Here is a 16,767-nt window from a genome sequence, read left to right as displayed (position 1 = left end):
CCTCCACGTCATTCATCCCGCGGGATGCGCGGGTCTCACGTCGACAACTTACCAAGCAATCGCTTGGTTCGGTACCAGCTCCCCCTCACCCCGCCACTGCTCCTGCTCAGTGGGAATCACGGGAACTCGCTTGTCGGCCCCACTTAGCGTGACGACGAACGCGCGCGTCGAAGAGGAGTGACTGGGCCATGCAGACCGTCGAGCAGGATTACGAGAAGTACGTCGGGCAGGTGGCCGAACCACCCCGCGTGGCCCGATACGCCGTCAACGACGCCATGATCCGCAACTGGGTCGAGGCCCACGACGACTTCAACCCGATCTACGTCGACGCCGAGGCCGCGCGCGAGACCGGACGCGACTCCGTCGTGTGCCCGCCCGCCATGATCTCCACCTGGATCATGGCCGGCTACCGCCGCTGGCGTGACGTGCAGCGCAAGCGCGCCGAGGGCGTCGTGGAGGACTTCGCATACTCCCGGATGCTTGCCGACCTCGATCGGGAGGGTTTCACCTCCGTCGTCGCGACAAACGTCGAGCAGGACTACCACCGCGAACTCGTCCCGGGCGACCACATCACCGCCCACTACACGATCGAGTCCGTATCCGAGGTCAAGCGAACGGGTCTCGGCCACGGCCGATTCTTCACGCTGTACAAGCGCTACGAGGACCAGAACGGCGAAGTCGTCGCCGAGGAACGCTTCCGGATGCTCCGGTTCAACCCGAACACCGACAAGGAGACGCGATGACCGCCGTCCCCCGGCTCACCATCACCCAGGACAACCAGTTCTGGTTCGACGCCGTCCGTGAGGGCCGACTCGAGATCCAGCAGTGCAGCGAGTGCGGCACTCTGCGCCATCCTCCGGGTCCGGCATGCCCCGCGTGCCGCTCGTTCGAATGGAAGACCGTCGAATCCTCACGGCGCGGAACGCTTCACAGCTGGACTGTCATTCACCACCCGCAGGATCCGGCCTTCGAGTACCCGCTCGCCGTCGGACTGATCGACCTCGACGAGGGGATCCGCATCGTCGCCGACATCGCGGGCGCCGACCACGACACCCTCGAGATCGGCATGGAACTCGAGGTGGGATTCTCCGAGCACGCACACGGCGAGATCCTGCCCCAGCTGCGCAAGCCCGGAGGAGACGCATGAACCTCGCCGAATGCACTGTCGGACAGGAACTTCCCCAACTCGCCCTGCCTATGGATCGCACCACCATCGTGGCTACCGCGATCGCCTCGCAGGATTTCGAGGACGTGCACCACGACCCGGACGCCGCACTCGGACGCGGCACACCGGACGTCTTCATGAGCATCAACGCCACGAACGGTTTCGTCGACCGGTACGTCACCGACTGGACCGGGCCGTCGGCGCGGGTGCGCCGCGCGTCGCTGCGTCTGGGCGTGCCCTGTTTCCCCGGCGACCCCATGCACATGAACGGTGAGGTGACCGCCGTCGACGGCGCAGCCGTCACCCTGAAGGTGCAGGGCCGCAACAGCAGAGGCGTCCACGTCACTGCCGAGGTCGTGGTGGAGCCCTACGAGAGGAAGACACGATGACCGTCAAGGGCTTCTCCGGAGCCGCCGCCATCGCCGGCATCGGAGCCACCGAGTTCTCCAAAAACTCCGGCCGTAGCGAATGGCAACTCGCGTGCGAGTCGGTCCTCGCCGCTCTCGAGGACGCACAGATCGGTGTCGAAGAGGTCGACGGCTTCGCACTGTTCACCATGGAGACCAACCCAGAGATCGCCGTCGCCCGCGCGCTGGGCATCCCGGAACTGAAGTTCTTCAGCCGGATCCCTCACGGCGGCGGCGGTGCCTGCGCGCCCGTGCAGCAGGCCGCGCTGGCCGTCTCGAGCGGTGTCGCCGACGTCGTGGTCGTCTACCGCGCCTTCAACGAGCGCTCGGGCCACCGGTTCGGTGCCGGTCCGCCGCCGTTCGCGTACAACTCGAACACCGACCAGGAATACCGGAACTGGATCAACCCCTACGGTCTGCTCACTCCTGCTCAGCAAGAGGCCTTCCTGGCGCGCACCTACATGCACAAGTACGGGGCGACCAGTGCAGACTTCGGGCAGATCTCGGTGCTCTCGCGCAAGCATGCGGCGAACAATCCCAAGGCCTGGTTCTACGAGCGCCCCATCACCATCGACGACCACCAGAACTCCCGGATGCTCGCCGACCCGCTGCGCCTGCTGGACTGCTGCCAGGAGAGCGACGGCGGCCAGGCACTGGTCATCGTGAGTGCCGAACGCGCGCGAGATCTTCCGCATCCTCCGGCGATCATCACCGCCGCGGCGCAGGGCGTCGGCCCTCAGCAGATCTCGATGAGCAGCTACTACCGCGAGGACATCGACGCGATGCCCGAGGTCGAACTCGTCGCCCGGCAGATGTGGGCACAGGCCGGCTTCGGTCCCGAAGGTATCGACGCCGCGATCCTGTACGACGCCTTCACCCCCATGGTCCTGCTCCAGCTCGAGGAGTACGGCTTCTGCGGTCGCGGTGAGGCGAAGGACTTCATCGCCGACGGCAACCTCGAGGTGGACGGGCGACTGCCGATCAACACCCACGGCGGTCAGCTCGGCGAAGGCTACATCCACGGCGTCAACGGCATCGCCGAAGGCGTCCGGCTCATCCGCGGCACCTCCGTGAACCAGCCGGCGAAGACACTCGACAACGTGCTCGTCACGGGCGGATCGCCGGTGCCGCACAGCGCGATCGTCCTCTCGGCCGACCGTTAGGCCCGCAACCCGGGCCCCGACCACCTCTCAGGAGACCACATGCATCCCGAGCTGTCCGACACGTCACGGCGGCTGCGCACCGAACTGCGGGAGTACTTCGCCCGCATCATCGACGACGACGATCGACGCGCCCTGGTCGATCAGACCGAGGGTGGACCGGTCTTCGACAAGATCTACCGGCAGATGGGCGCCGACGGCTGGCTCGGCCTGGGGTGGCCCGAGGAGTACGGCGGACGCGGGGAGGATCCCGAGGCGCTGTACGTTTTCTACGACGAGACGATCCGTGCGGGCGCACCGGTCTCGCTGGTCACTCTCAACACCGTTGCGCCGGCACTGATGAAGTACGGCACGCAGGAACAGAAGGACTTCTTCCTTCCCAAGATCCTCACGGGTGAACTGAAGTTCGCGATCGGGTACACCGAGCCCGGTGCCGGCACCGACCTCGCTGCACTTCAGACGCGGGCACGCATCGACGGTGACGAACTCGTCATCGACGGCAACAAGCTGTTCACGAGTTCGGCCATCTTCGCCGACTGGATCTGGCTCGCCGTGCGCACCGATCCGGACGCGCCTCGCCACAAGGGGATCTCGGTCGTGCTCGTGCCGACCTCGTCGCCGGGCTTCTCCGCCACCGAGATCCAGACCGTCGGCGGAATCAGCACAGCGGTCACGTACTACGAGAACATCCGCGTTCCGCTGAGCAACGTCGTCGGCGAGCTCAACGGCGGCTGGACCCTCATCACGAGCCAGCTCAACCACGAGCGTGTCGCGCTGGCCGCCCGCGGTGGCATCGCCAACGAGATGTACGACGAGGTCCTCGCCTGGGCGAAGCAGGAGCCCTTCGGCCCCGGTGTGCTGTTCGACGTCCCGTGGGTGCGTTCGACTCTCGCCGAGGTCTACGCGCTGCTGTCGGCAGCCGACCTCGTGAACCTGCGCCTGGTGTCGGACATCGCGGCCAACACCCTCGACGGTGGCGACTCCGCCGCAGCGAAGGTGTTCGGAACCGAGGGTGTCGTCGCCGCGTACGGAATGTTGCAGGAGGTGCTCGGCGCCCGCGGTCTGCTGCGTCCCGGTAGCCACGGCGCCGTGATCGAAGGCCGGGTCGAAGCGCTCGGTCGACGCGCGCAGAACAACACCTTCGGTGGTGGCAGCAACGAGGTGATGCGCGAGATCGTGGCGGCGAAGACCCTCGGAATGACCCTGGGCGCCCGTAGGCGCCCCGACGCGACGGCACAGGCTGCGGTGAAGACGCCGGCCGAGACGAGGAGCTGACATGGAATTCGAACTCGATGACGACCTGATCGCGGTCGAGGACCTCGCGTCGCAGGTCTTCGGTTCGCTGGCCAAGGTCGAGCGTGTGGTCGAGGTGGAGCGCAAGGAGGGCGGTTTCGACGCCACCCTGTGGCAGGCACTCGCCGACGCCGGGATCCTCGGACTCGCTCTGCCCGAGTCCGTCGGCGGCGCCGGCATGGGCATGCTCGGGCTCACGACGATCCTGCAGCAGCAGGGCCGCCGCGTCGCACCCGTTCCCGTGTGGTCCACCGTGGCCGGTGCGGCTCTTCCGCTCGCACAGTTCGGCACGGAAACCCAGGTCGAGCGTTACGTTCCGAAGCTCATCGACGGGTCGGTCGTCCTGACCGGCGCATTCGACGACACCCCCGGCGCGAGCCCCACGGTGACAGCGATCCGCAAGGGCGACGATCTCGTCATCAGCGGTGAGATTCCGTCCGTTCCGTGGGCTCCCATCATCGCCGGCGTCGTCGTCCCGGTCCGCTGCGACGACGACTCGGTCGCCGTGGTGGTCGCCCCGGTGGACGCGACCGGCGTCGAGGCCGTCCCGGTCGCCGTGACCGGACGTGGCGCCGAAGCCGCGGTGCGCTTCACGGACGTGCACATCGGAGCCGAGGACGTCCTGCCCGGTGACGGTGAGGAGATCGCGACCTGGACCCGTCGTCGTATCCGCATCGCTCTGGCTGCCGTTCAGCTCGGGGTGTGCGAGGAGACGCTGCGGGCAACGGCGAAGTACACCTCCGAGCGCGTACAGTTCGGCCGCCCGCTGTCGACGAATCAGGCTGTCGCATTGCGCGCGGCCGATGCCTACCTCGACACCGAAGCGATCCGACTCACGGTGCGGAAGGCCGCGTGGTTGATCGACGTCGGACGCGAGGACGAAGCCGACTCCGCGGCCCTGGTCGCCAAGTGGTGGGCGTCCCGCGGCGGTGTGCGGGTGGGCTTGACCGGCCAGCACCTGCACGGCGGCATCGGCGCCGACATCGACTACCCCATCCACCGCTACTTCCTGTGGGGCCGGCAGCTTGCGTTCACCTTCGGCGGCGCCGACGCGACGGCAGCTGCCCTCGGGGACGTCCTGGACACCGCACCCCCGATCGGTGCGGCCGGATAGTCTTCTCGCACCGATGACGTGAGTCCTTCTCCGCAGACCGCGGAGGGGGACTCGCGTCGTTTCCGGTGCCCTACTCCGACAGGTGCGCGAGCAGCAGGTCGCAGCTCCTCCGCACATCGGCCTCGGTCTCCTCGAGGGTCGCTCCGCCGTTGAGATAGGTCACCAGCAGTCCGGACCACAACATCGACAGCAGCCGCACGGCGTTGCGATCCTCCTCTGTCGGCTCGTCGAGGCCTGCCCTCTCGAACAGGATTCGGTGGAACGTCCGCCTCACCTCGGTGGAGTCCGGAACCACCGAGGCCGGGGCGGTGCTGTTGGACAGCAACATCGCGGAGGCCAGGCGTGGTCGGTCGACGAACCGGCGGGTCATCTCGACGAGCGTCTCGGTGATCGCCTCGCGCGCGCTCGTCCCCGGTTTCCGTTCGGGCAACCGGTCGGCGCCGAGCTCGAGCCGGTGGAGCAGCAACGCCACGAACAGGTGCGTCTTCGACGGAAAGTATCGGTACAGGGTGCCGATCGCGACCTCGGCGTTCTTCGCCACCTCGGTCATCTGCACGCGGGCCAATTCGTGCTCGGACCCCAGCTGCGCTGCAGCCTCGAGGATCCGCACATGGCGTCGCCGTTGTTCGACCGAGGTCGGCTCGGCTCCGTCCCGCGCCTTACCTATTCTGGGCACCGGTCCCCCTTTCCACGATGACGACCCGTCGATTCTGCACCGAACCGCCCGGCAGATTGTCGCATCGCGGATCGTCCACGGTCCCGAACGGTGGGAGCACGGGCACCGGACGTCGTGCTGGGACGGCATCGGATCCGAGCGTCCACTGAGCGAGAAGCCGGTCCGTCCCGACTTTCTCGGGCCGTAACGTCGGAGTCGGAGAAGGACGGTCGGAGTCGACCTCCACGATCGAATCGGAGTGAGCCACATGCAGACCCGGATACCGACCCGCGACACCGACCACAGGATCGAACTGCCGGGCCCCGACGAGATGCGACGTGCCATGGGACGGTTCGCGAGCGGCGTCACCGTCGTGACCGGTCTCGACGAGGACGGGCCCACCGGCTTCGCATGCCAGTCGTTCGCGTCGGTCTCGCTCGAACCGCCCCTCGTGTTGTTCTGCGCGGATCACCGCGGGCGCGCGTGGCCGCGGATCCGCCGCGTCGGCCGGTTCACCGTCAACGTGCTCGGTGCCGACCAGAGTGATCTGTGCGCGCGTTTCGGGTCGAGCCGCGGTCCGAAGTTCGACGGTCTCCACTGGGAATTGTCCCGCTGGGACACTCCGTCGCTGCCGGATGTCCTGCTGCGGGTGCACGCATCGGTGGAGAACGTGCACGTCGCGGGTGATCACGACGTCGTCATCGGCCGGGTCGCCGAACTGGAGTGCGTCGGCGACCGGAGTCCGATGGTGTTCTACCGCGGGGCGTTCGGGCTCGACGCGCGGTAACTCCGCGGATACTTCCTCCGTCCGCCGCTACCGACGGGCGGAGGAAGTCGTCGTCACACCCTCACGGAGGGCGTCGCGCCGGCGGCAACCTTCGCGAGACGGGCCCGGCGCGGCTGCGGACCGGCGACGGTGAGGACAGCCGCGAGAAGCGCGACGCCTGCGCCCGTCAGCAGGACGACCCGGAAGCCGGACTCCGTGGGAATGGTATGACCGGCGAACGGCACGCTCATCTGTGCGAGGACGACACCGACGACGGCGGAAGCGGAGGACGTGCCGACCGACCGCATGAGACTGTTCACGCTTTTGGCGGATGCCGTCTCCGTGGCAGGGACCTCCCCCATGATCAGGGCGGGCATCGCACCGTATGCGAACCCGACTCCCGTTCTGCAGATCGTGGCGACGACTGCCAGGCCCAGGACCGATCCCATCAACGGATCGCGAACCCCGGCTCGAACGCTTCAACAAGACATCGAACGCTTGACGGGGCATCCGTGGCCGCGCCCCCCGGGTCCGCAGTGCATCTTCCCGACGGGTCCGTCGGGGGGGATGTGAGCCGGGGGTACCGTGCGAACACGGTTCGGTGGCCGGCCGAGACCACCGGCAGACCGGAACACCCGCGGTACGAGTGATGCCACCGCCGTCGAGACGGCGGTGGCATCACTTCCGGTCACACGTCAACCACGATGCTTTCCGTGGGCAATACCTCCGGCGGGCGTCGTCGACGGCACCAAGGACGGAAGTTCCTCGGTCCTGAGCCGGCGGGGGCGTTCCGTCATCACGGTGGGCTGGACCGTGTGCACCTCGCTGAGGAGAGCGGCCGGGAAGTAGACCGACGCCGTGACACCGGCGTTCGTCTCGGTGTCGAAGGTCGGCCTCAGACGCACGCTCATGCCGTTGCGGGCCGCCAGACGCCCGATCACGAACAATCCCAGTTGACGCGGGGCGTCGACATCGGCATTCTCACCCGCCGCGAGACGGATATTGATCTCCTCCATGGTATCTCGGGGAATACCGATTCCGCGATCGGCGATATCGAGAAGCAGGCCACCCTCCACGGCGGAGGAGAACTCGAACCTGACGGGAGTGGTGGGCGGGGAAGCCCGCAGCGCGTTGTCGACGAGTTCGGCCACCAGATGCACCACGTCGTTCACCACCTTACCGACGAGATATCCGCGCGGGGTGTTCCCGATCTGCACCCGCTGGTAGTTCTCCACCTGGGACACCGCACCGCGGAGCACGTCGCCGAGCGGTGCGGGCCCGCTGCGAGTACGCGGGCGCGTGCCCGCGAGAACCAACAGGGATTCGCCGGTACGCCGCATGCGCGTCGCCAGATGATCGAGAGCGAACATGCTCTGCAACCGGGCGGGATCCTTCTCCTCGTATTCGAGAGATTCGATCAGCGAGAGTTGCTGTTCGACGAGGGTCTTGTTGCGGCGTGCCAGCGTCTCGAGCATCACGTTCACCTGTTTCCTCAGGTGGGCCTGCTCGCCGGCGAGACGCAGCGCCTGCGTGTTCATCGAATCCACCGCTCGGGAGAGTTCGCCGATCTCCTCGTCCGTATCGGTGCCGACGGGAGCGAGACGGACGGTGTCGATGTCGGCCCCGTCCTTGACCGCCGCGATGGCGGCGGGAAGCTCGGTGTTCGCCGCTGCGAGAGTATTGTCTCGCAGACGTCCCAGGGGCACCGACAGGGAACGGATGACTGCTATCGCGAGGAGCAGGGCGAGTACGAGTGCTGCCGTGACGAAGAGCGCGTCGCGGGTGGCCGCGGTACGTGTCTCGTCCGCCAGTTCTTCGAGCGTCCCGATGATACGCGCGCTGGCGCTGTCGATCCCTTCCGCATAAGACCGAGACGCCGAAAGTACGGCGTTGCGAAGGTCTTCCCCGAATTGCCTGCTCGGCGTGAAGTTCTCGATCAACCTACGGCGCGCTTCGATATCGCCGAGCATCCCGTCGATCTGCCCGGTATCGAGCCCCGATCCTCGAAGGAGCCGCAGCGTCGACTCTTCGGTGTTCATGGCGCCGGTCGCCAGGATCCGGGCGGCTTCGGGGTTGGTGGCCAGCAGCCGGAAGGACTCCATCTGGTCGAGGAGGTTGAGCTGCGCGTCCCACATCAGGAGCAGGTTCGTGGCGTCGACGAGAGCGTCGTGGTTCTCGAACTGATCGAACAGATCTCGGAAGATATCCCTGCACCGCACCAGGAAGTCGGTGGTCAGGCGACCGAACTCCTCGGCTCCGAGGGAGGAGTTCATGACCGCGGCGTAGAGCTGGTCGCCCTGCGCGAGCAGCGCATCGAGTTCTACGGCGACATCGGAGCTGAGATCGCTTCCTGCGGCGAGTTCCCTCAGAGTGTCCATGGACTGCGTCACATCGTCCGCGGCCACGCTCTTGGGCGTGAATCCGAGGCTCGTGGCGGCGGTAATGCTGATCACAGCGATGGAGAAGTCGAGCAGCGCCGGCGCGACAACGGTCTGCTCGGACAATGCGGCCGACCGCTGCGCCTCGTCGAGCTGAGTCGTGACGCGCACGGCACCGAGAGCGACAGCGAGGACGAGGGGAATCGACAGCACGGCCGCGAGTCTGTATTTGAGACGCCAGCGACCGATCTGCAGCGCACCTGTTCGGCTCGGCTCCAATTCTCGGATCTCCCTTTCACGGTGAAGAGAACGTGCTTTTCGGACAAAAATTACATCTTTCCGAAACGTTCTACACCAGATCCTCGTTCGGGCAAGTACTTCGTCCCGGGCACGGAGACGAATTCCGTGCCGGTCGTCCTCGCCCGAGGACCGGCTCCCTACGAACCGGTCGGCCGAACCGTCGATCGCCGCAGGACGAGCACCGCCGTCGAGGGCTGGACCGCACACTTCCGCACCGGAGACGACGAGGAATCCCGGCGGCAGCCCGCCCCCGCCGGCCCCCGACAACCGTGCCCAGTCCTGTGTTCGTTCATCGATGCCCCCCTGTTCGCGGTGTCGAACATACACAATGCGTGCGGAGGACGGTGAGGAGGTCCGCCCTTTTCGTCTACGGCGACAACGCTCCTCGCGTGCTCGAATACCCGATCAGGCCGCGCACCCGGCACCGAGGTCCGGTCGCCGACCGCCGGCGCGAATTGCAGAGCCGGCGCACGGCAGGGGTCGCGAACCCGGCATCGCCCCGTGGCACGCTCGCACGACACGAGACGCGGAGCCCTCCTGGACCCGGATCCGGAATGCTCCGCTCATCGCATCCGAGGGGACATCCCGGTGCCACTCACTTCGCCGCCGCACGCATTCCCGCGCGCCGGCCAAAGAAGCTACCGTCACCGAGGGAGATGCCGCTGCAGTAGCCCCACGCCGAGAGGCCGGACGTACAACGGCCCGCCGCATACAGACCGGGAATCGGATCTCAGCCCACGTGAAGAACTTCCGAGTCCACCGAGGTCTGCAGTCCCCCAGGGTGAAACCTTCGGTCATGCCACGCAGATCGATCGCGGCGATCGGCGATCGGAGGGGCCGCACCCACTCCGCCTTCATTCCGAGGACCGGATCCGTCCCCGATTCGGCGTGCCGATTGTAGAGCCCCACCGTCGATCCGAGAGTTCCTGCGGGAAGACCCATTTCGGACTCGAGCTCCGACACCGTCTCACACCCAGGTCGGCTGGCGACGGAGTTGCGGACTCGAAGTCGGTGTGGCCATTCCTTCCTCGTAGGCCTGTTCGTCGATGACCAGGAACGCCTGATTGTCGTTCTGGTACATGGTGAGCTGGCCGGTCCGCCCGGGAGGTTGAAGGCTCCGTGGACCGCGGCACGATGGTCGGGTTCGATACTCGTTGCCGGCGTGTGGAACTCCCGCTGGCTGTAGGCGCCGGGGTTGAGCCGAACCTCGATGTGTTCGATATCGTCCGGCCCCCGGCCGTGTTCACGGACGAGCGCGCGCAACGCATCGATGGAGGCACCCGTGTAGCAGCAAGGCCGGGCAGTACTTCACGGCACTGTCGAGTATCCACCACTTCATCTTTCCGTCGACGACCTCCATGAACGAGCATGCGAGGTTGAGCCGCGCGGTCATGTCGTAGCCGACAGCGACGGCACGGAGCAGGCTGTCGCCGGACGCATCGACGCGTTCGGCCTCGGCGCGGGCCGAGGAGACCACGATCGTCGCGAAGTGCGCCGAGTCGAAGAGTGTGTCGTCCGCGTCGAGCGCGTAGGTGATATCGGAGTTGAACGCAGCAGCAACGGCAGCAGGCGCTTTGGTCGAACGGCCGAACACCGTGGCCTCCTCGACCCCACCGAGGCGGTCGATCACCTTGTGTGCCATGCGAGTACGTTCCATGCGTAGGGACGGCCCGCGTCGAGATGCGTGAGGATCCGGCACGATCTGTAATCCACATCACTCTCCCCGAAGCCTGTGACGCACCGCCTTCCGGTCCCGCTCACCGGGAGCCGCCCTCCCGGGTGTACCGAGGCGATCGGACAGGGCCACCGACGCGACGATGCCACGGCGTCGTACGCCGTGGCATCGTCGGAAGGCATCCGGGTGGACGAACTCGATCAGCCCACCGGAGGCGAGAACGCCGCGAGCGGCTCGGAGCCCGACCAGTCGTGACCCCAGTAACTGTCCGCGGTGATTTCTTCTGCGGTGTAGAAGGTTTCGTCGACAAGCATGCCTTCGGTACCGAACTCGAGGTCCCATCCGCCGGGGGCACGCACGTAGAAGGAGACCATCTTGTCGTTGGTGTGCCGGCCCAGGGTCGACGAGATCGAGAAGCCCAACTTGTTCACTCGGTCCAGGGCCTGACCGACCGCGTCGAGCGTCTCGACCTCGAGCATCAGGTGCACGAGACCGGGCTCGGCGGTGGGCGGAGCCGGGCACAACGCGAGGCTGTGGTGGCGGCGGTTGACGCCCAGGAACCGCACGCGTCGCACGGGCGGCGGTGCCGACAGGCCACCGAGCCGCGTCGCTCCGCGCGGCAGGAACCCGAGTACCTCGGTGTAGAACTCGTAGGACTCCGCGAACGCGGCGGTGGGCAGGACGACGTGGCCGAGTCCCTCCTCACCGGTGTGGAAGACACCGGCGAACGGCGTCACGAGGGGGCTGTGGTCGAGCACCGGACCGAAGAACACCTCGGTGCGGGTGCCGCCCGGATCGTCGAATGCGATGACCTGCTCGGCGTCGCGGTAGGTCGACTCCTCCTCGGAGAGGACCTCGACGGCGATGCCGGCCTTCTCGACCGCTTCGCGCACGCTACGCAGCGCGAACTCGTCGCGCACCTCCCAGCCCACGGCGAGTGCCTTGTCGACCTCACCGGGCAGCACGATCAGGCGTGCCCGCCGCTCGTCGACACGCAGGTACAGGCCGTCGGGTTCCGGGCCGGTACCGATCGCCATGCCGAGTCCGTCGACGACGAGTTCGCGCCATCGTGCGATGTCTGTGGTCTGGATCCTGAGATAACCCAGGCCCCGAATATCCGTCATATCCGAATGTTCCTTCGCCGTAATGGATGTGATGTCAGATCATCGACCGCATCATGCCCTGCGGCTCTTCGCCGAGCTGGGTGAGCGTCGCGGCGTGGAAGATCGAACCGGGGACGTGGATGGCGTGGCTCAGACCGGCGTGCGCGTCGCGCCAGAAGCGCTGCAGCGGATTGCTCAGCTGCAGCGCGCCGCCGCCGGCCCGCGAGAAGATCTCGTCGACGGCGCGCACGGCCCGCCATGCCGCGGCGACCTGGGTCCGGCGTCCGATCGCGCGTTGCTCGAAGGTGACCTCGATGCCCCGCTCGGTCAGATCCCAGAAGCGGTCGACGGTTTCGAGCAGGGCGGCGCGCGACGCGGCGATCTCCGCTGCGGCGTCACCGAGGTTCGACAGCACGTACGGGTCCTGCTTGATCGCGGTGCCGGACACCGTGACCCGCTCGCGCTGGGACTCGATGTAGCAGTTCAGCGCACCCTCGGCGATGCCGATGAGCGACGAGGTGATGCCGAGCGGGAAGATGCACGAGAAGGGGAACTTGTAGAGCGTCTCGTCGCGTCCGGCGTCCTGCCACGCCACCCCGCCCATGACGCGCTCGGCGCGCAGGGTCCGGTACTCGGGGAGGAAGGCGTTCTCGACGATGAGATCCTTCGAACCCGTGCCGCGCAGGCCGACGACGTTCCAGCTGTCGTGGTCGATCCGGTAGTCCGACCGCGGCAGCAACACGTGCAGGCTCTGTGGCGGGTTCAGGCGGTTGCCGTCCTTGTCGCCCACGGCCGCACCGATCATCACCCAGTCGCAGTGGTCGGTGCCCGACGAGAACGACCAGCGGCCGTTGAGGATGTATCCGCCGTCGACGGGGGTCGCCACACCCATCGGTGCGTACGGGGAGGCGATCCAGGTGTCGGGGTTCTCGCCCCACACCTCCTCCTGGGCCTTCGGGTCGAAGAAGGCCATCTCCCACGGGTGGACACCGACGATGCCGCTGACCCAGCCGGTCGCGCCGTCCATGGCGCCGATGGCCATGGCGGTCTCCGCGAACTCGCGCGGGTGCGCCTCGAGGCCCCCGAATTCCTTCGGTTGCAGGAGACGGATGACGCCGGCGTCGCGGAGCCTCTTCGCGCTGCGGTCGGTCAGCCGCATCAGCGTGTCGCCTTCGGCGCCGTCCGCGCGGATCTCGTCTGCGAACTCCGAAACGGAGTCGAGCACCTGTCCCATGATCTCTCCAGCTCTGTGAGGGTGACGCCCCCGATACGGCGTGGTGAGCGTCGGTTCCGTTGACGCCTACGGTCTCAGGTGGACCGCTCCCGTATCGTCGTTTTTCCACTGAGCGGGAGCGGTCGATGGGGCTGAGCGGGAGCGGGTTACGAGTCCGCGCGGAGGGGGCCTACGCGTCGTCGCGGCGAAGGAACGCGAGCACCGCCGACAGCCACGCCTCGCGCGCCTCGATCATCGTCCAATGGCCGCAGTTGGGGAAGACGTGGAGCTCGCCGCGGCGCAGTTCGCGCATGGGAAGCATCGCCATGTCGACGGGGCTGACACGGTCGTCGCGACCCCAGGTCAGCAGCACCGGTGCGGTGATCTTGTGGAGCTGCGCCCAGTACGGGGTGGCGTCGGAGGCGGCAGCGGCCTTCGCGCCCGCAGCGAAGGCCGCGGTGCTGTACATGCGTCGGGCGATCTCGAGGGTCTTCGGTTCGGTGGCCAGTGCCCACCGCTCCTCGATGAGTTCCTCGGTGACGATCGCGGGGTCGTAGACCATCGACCGCAGCCAACGGACGAGCTTGTCGCGCGTGGGGTCGTCCGTGAACTCCATGAGCAGCCGGATGCCCTCGCCCGGCGACGGCGCGAAGACCGAACGGCCGGCGCCTCCGATGGTGACGAGCTTCTTCACCCGCTCGGGCTGCGCGATCGCGAACTGCGTCCCGACGATGCCGCCCATCGAGTTCCCGATGATCGACACGCGGTCGAGGCCGAGTCCGTCGAGGAAGTCGGTCACCGCGACCGAGGCCATCGCCATCGGGTGTCCTTCGCACGGGTCGCTCACGCCGAAGCCGGGGAACTCCAGGACGAGGCACCGGTAGTGCTCGGCGAGATCGGCGAGCACACCGCGGTAGTTCCGCCAGCCGGTGACGCCCGGTCCGGAGCCGTGGAGCAGCAGGAGTGGTTCACCCTGACCGGCTTCGTGGTAGCGGAGGGTGCCGCGGTCGGTCGCGAGTTCTCTCGCCGTGTTCTCGAAAGTCGATTCCGTCGTCATGACGAGAAGGTTTCCAGTGATCCACCTCACGCGGCTCGAACGTTCCCGATCACCGGGATGTTCCGCCCGCCGCGGGGCGGTGCGTGATGTTGCCGGCTCCGGCCGTCAGATCCAGCCGTTCGACTGCGTGGCGAGCATTCGCTCCATGACCTGCGGCGACCACGACGCTCCGGACGTGCGTGCGGCGCGATTGCGTCGAGGGGTGTCGAGTTCGGGATAGAGCGCGCGCGAGATCGTGCGGACCGCATCGGCGACCAGCGGCGCGATGCGTTCGAGGTGGCCGGGGCGGGTGGGACCGCACAGGGAGATCGCGGCGACCGGCGATGCAGGGCTGCGGATCGCGGCGCCCGCACAGGACATACCGGCGGTGGCCTCTCCGGTCTCGAAGGCCAGACCGTGGCGACGGCGGATGCGGTTGAGTTCGAGGTGCAGGGTCGACAGATCGGTGATGGTCCGCTCGGTGCGACGCAGCAGTTGCGGGCCGGGGTAGAGGGCATCGACCTGCTCCGGCTCGAGTCCGGCGAGCAGCGCCTTGCCGCCGGCGGTGGCGTAGGCGGGGACACGTCCGCCGACCCGCGACGGCAGTGCCGCGGCGAGCTGGCCGCCGATCTTGTCGAGGTAGACGCAGTCGGGCCCGTCGAGCACAGACAGGTGCGCGACCATCCCGGTGGTCATGTGCAGTTCGTGGAGGAGCGGCGCCGCGGCCTCACGGACGCGGATGTGCCCACTGTCGCCCTCTCCCATGGACTTCGCACGACGGCCGAGGCAATACCCGAACGACGCGTGGTCGATCCAGTCGAGTCGCACCATCTGGTCGAGGATGCGGTGGACCGTCGAGCGCGGAAGCCGGGTGCGGCACGCGACTTCTTCCAGGGTGAGCCGCGACGAGAGATCGTCGAAGGCATCGAGGATGAGGGTCATTCGCTCGACCATCGATGCAGGCAGTTCGCGCTTCGGTGCCTGGGAGACCTGCGTACGTTGCGCCTCGGACATCGTCACCCTTTCTCCGGAATCCGATCACCCACGAAAGCAAGAATTGAAATTGATTCTTGTGAGTGATGCCCAGAGTACAAGGCGAGTGACCTGTCGCACAATTCCCGATCAGCGGACTCGATGCTCCCGCGATCTACGTCCCTCCCCTCGCGCTTCCGCCGGCACGTCTCACTGAGCAGGAGGTCCCTGTCCCGCGGACCGGGCGGTGGGTACAACCTCGGATGTGGGCCGAACCCGCCTGCACCCGTCGCCCGCACGAGCCGAAAGAGTCGAGACCACGATGCCGGATACCGAGTCCCCCCTCTTCCGTCCCCTGACGGTCCGTTCCCTCGAGCTCCGCAACCGCATCGTGATGTCGCCGATGACCCGCTCGCACTCGCCGGGTGGCGTGCCCGGCCGGGATGTCGTGGAGTACTACCGGCGACGCGCCGCGGGCGGCACGGCCCTGATCCTCACCGAGGGCGTCGCGATCGATCACCCGACAGCAGTCGACAATCCCCGCGTGCCACACATGCACGGCGAAGAAGCCCTCGACGGCTGGCGTCGCGTCGTCGACGCGGTTCACGCCGAGGGTGGACGCATCGTCCCCCAGCTCTGGCACGTCGGCCCCCTCTGGGGCGCGATGACCGCAGATGTCGACCCCGACCTCGTCCCCATGCGGCCGTCGGGAGTCTGGGGCGAGCTCGGCGTGACGTCCTACGGCGAGGACTACATCTCCCGGGCCTCAGCGCCCACGCGGGCCATGACCGTGGAGGACATCGAGCAGGTCGTCGCGGCCTATACCGACGCGGCGGCCGCCGCTGCCCGAGTCGGATTCGACGGCATCGCACTGCACGGTGGGCACGGCTATCTGCTCGACGCGTTCCTCTGGGAGGGAACGAATCTCCGCGACGACGAATGGGGCGGCGACCTCGAGCGCCGCACCCGTTTCCCCGCCGCGGTGGTCGCCGCCATCCGCGCGCGCATCGGCGACGACCTGCCGATTTTCTACCGGTTCTCGCAGCACAAGCAACAGAACTACGAAGCCCGGATCGCCCACACCCCGGACGAACTGAAAGCCGTCCTCACCCCATTGAAGGAAGCCGGCGTCGACGTCTTCGACGCGAGCATCCGCCGCTTCGACATGCCGGCCTTCGAAGGCAGCGACCTGACACTCGCAGGCTGGGCCAAGAAGGTCACCGGCGCACATTCGATGGCCGTAGGCAGCGTCGGAATCGCAACGACGTTGCGGGAGAGCCGCCTCCAGGGCAGCGCACCTGTGCGCAACAACGTTCCCGAACTCGAACGACGCCTGGGCGACGACGAGTTCGATCTGATCGCTATCGGTCGGCTCCATCTCGCCGACCCGTCGCTCGCGACGACCCTTCGCAACGGCGCGGAACTGCCCGAGTTCGACCGCGCAGTACACGAGGCCGCGCTCATCTGACGCATCAAAATCGTTCTCGCTCAGCGAGATAGAACAGCGTGACAGCCCTCACCTGCGATACC

15 protein-coding genes and 2 pseudogenes are annotated in these 16,767 nt (G+C 67.3%); 8 read left to right on the top strand and 9 right to left on the bottom strand.

Translation table 11 applies throughout. The features are described from left to right. Positions 1 to 188: 188 nt before the first annotated feature. The 6 genes from K3M35_RS12815 to K3M35_RS12790 are packed head-to-tail and all read left to right on the top strand — an operon-like array spanning position 189 to position 5,139. Positions 189 to 743, top strand: coding sequence for a MaoC family dehydratase N-terminal domain-containing protein (locus K3M35_RS12815; RefSeq protein WP_064061699.1), 555 nt, complete (start codon positions 189 to 191; stop codon positions 741 to 743). Beyond that, positions 740 to 1,147 (top strand): Zn-ribbon domain-containing OB-fold protein, encoded by a 408-nt coding sequence (locus K3M35_RS12810; RefSeq protein ID WP_064061698.1) that lies wholly within the window; start codon positions 740 to 742, stop codon positions 1,145 to 1,147. Before K3M35_RS12815 ends, K3M35_RS12810 begins: the two co-directional genes overlap by 4 nt. After that, positions 1,144 to 1,554 (top strand): MaoC/PaaZ C-terminal domain-containing protein, encoded by a 411-nt coding sequence (locus K3M35_RS12805; protein ID WP_019290114.1) that lies wholly within the window; start codon positions 1,144 to 1,146, stop codon positions 1,552 to 1,554. The genes K3M35_RS12810 and K3M35_RS12805 overlap by 4 nt, the downstream gene beginning before the upstream one ends. Beyond that, a complete protein-coding gene (locus tag K3M35_RS12800) occupies positions 1,551 to 2,735 on the top strand; it encodes a lipid-transfer protein (protein ID WP_064061697.1) in 1,185 nt (394 codons plus the stop codon). The genes K3M35_RS12805 and K3M35_RS12800 overlap by 4 nt, the downstream gene beginning before the upstream one ends. A 39-nt stretch (positions 2,736 to 2,774) precedes the next feature. Continuing rightward, positions 2,775 to 4,007, top strand: coding sequence for an acyl-CoA dehydrogenase family protein (locus K3M35_RS12795; RefSeq protein ID WP_039585803.1), 1,233 nt, complete (start codon positions 2,775 to 2,777; stop codon positions 4,005 to 4,007). A 1-nt stretch (position 4,008) separates the two neighbouring features. Further along, positions 4,009 to 5,139 carry an acyl-CoA dehydrogenase family protein gene (locus K3M35_RS12790; RefSeq protein ID WP_033096889.1) on the top strand — a complete coding sequence of 377 codons (1,131 nt, stop codon included), beginning with the start codon at positions 4,009 to 4,011 and terminating at the stop codon, positions 5,137 to 5,139. Positions 5,140 to 5,209: 70 nt separating this feature from the next. Here the strand turns inward: K3M35_RS12790 and K3M35_RS12785 are convergent, their stop codons facing one another. Continuing rightward, positions 5,210 to 5,806 carry a TetR family transcriptional regulator gene (locus K3M35_RS12785; protein WP_255312751.1) on the bottom strand — a complete coding sequence of 199 codons (597 nt, stop codon included), beginning with the start codon at positions 5,804 to 5,806 and terminating at the stop codon, positions 5,210 to 5,212. Between the two features lie 256 nt (positions 5,807 to 6,062). Between K3M35_RS12785 and K3M35_RS12780 the strand changes: the two genes are divergently transcribed. Then, positions 6,063 to 6,581, top strand: a complete 519-nt coding sequence (locus tag K3M35_RS12780) for a flavin reductase family protein (protein WP_217580244.1) — start codon at positions 6,063 to 6,065, stop codon at positions 6,579 to 6,581. Between the two features lie 53 nt (positions 6,582 to 6,634). Here the strand turns inward: K3M35_RS12780 and K3M35_RS12775 are convergent. The 8 genes and pseudogenes from K3M35_RS12775 to K3M35_RS12745 form a co-directional block, all read right to left on the bottom strand. Further along, positions 6,635 to 7,012 (bottom strand): annotated as a pseudogene (locus tag K3M35_RS12775) (MFS transporter); the annotation flags it as partial. Positions 7,013 to 7,255: 243 nt separating this feature from the next. After that, on the bottom strand, positions 7,256 to 9,151 hold the full coding sequence (locus tag K3M35_RS12770; protein WP_308257074.1) for an ATP-binding protein: 1,896 nt from the start codon (positions 9,149 to 9,151) through the stop codon (positions 7,256 to 7,258). A gap of 682 nt (positions 9,152 to 9,833) precedes the next feature. After that, a pseudogene (locus tag K3M35_RS26140) lies at positions 9,834 to 10,343 on the bottom strand (FAD-binding protein); the annotation flags it as partial. Between the two features lie 138 nt (positions 10,344 to 10,481). Next, positions 10,482 to 10,895, bottom strand: coding sequence for an MmgE/PrpD family protein (locus tag K3M35_RS12765; RefSeq protein ID WP_084222262.1), 414 nt, complete (start codon positions 10,893 to 10,895; stop codon positions 10,482 to 10,484). A 218-nt stretch (positions 10,896 to 11,113) separates the two neighbouring features. Further along, positions 11,114 to 12,037, bottom strand: coding sequence for a VOC family protein (locus K3M35_RS12760; RefSeq protein WP_019290121.1), 924 nt, complete (start codon positions 12,035 to 12,037; stop codon positions 11,114 to 11,116). Positions 12,038 to 12,071: 34 nt separating this feature from the next. Further along, on the bottom strand, positions 12,072 to 13,250 hold the full coding sequence (locus K3M35_RS12755) for an acyl-CoA dehydrogenase family protein (RefSeq protein ID WP_006551939.1): 1,179 nt from the start codon (positions 13,248 to 13,250) through the stop codon (positions 12,072 to 12,074). A 169-nt stretch (positions 13,251 to 13,419) separates the two neighbouring features. Then, positions 13,420 to 14,286 carry an alpha/beta fold hydrolase gene (locus K3M35_RS12750; protein ID WP_019290122.1) on the bottom strand — a complete coding sequence of 289 codons (867 nt, stop codon included), beginning with the start codon at positions 14,284 to 14,286 and terminating at the stop codon, positions 13,420 to 13,422. 105 nt (positions 14,287 to 14,391) lie between these two features. Continuing rightward, the gene (locus K3M35_RS12745; protein WP_374107763.1) at positions 14,392 to 15,285 is read right to left on the bottom strand and encodes an IclR family transcriptional regulator; all 894 of its coding nucleotides are present in this window, start codon (positions 15,283 to 15,285) and stop codon (positions 14,392 to 14,394) included. Positions 15,286 to 15,559: 274 nt separating this feature from the next. On the opposite strand from K3M35_RS12745, the gene K3M35_RS12740 reads away from it, so the two are divergent. Continuing rightward, positions 15,560 to 16,705, top strand: a complete 1,146-nt coding sequence (locus K3M35_RS12740) for a 12-oxophytodienoate reductase (protein ID WP_220666501.1) — start codon at positions 15,560 to 15,562, stop codon at positions 16,703 to 16,705. Positions 16,706 to 16,767: the final 62 nt, after the last annotated feature.

Origin of the sequence: Rhodococcus sp. DMU2021, from assembly GCF_019641445.1 — a bacterium.
Taxonomy (GTDB): Bacteria; Actinomycetota; Actinomycetes; order Mycobacteriales; family Mycobacteriaceae; genus Rhodococcus; species Rhodococcus pyridinivorans.
This window is presented reverse-complemented; position numbering and strand designations above follow the sequence as displayed.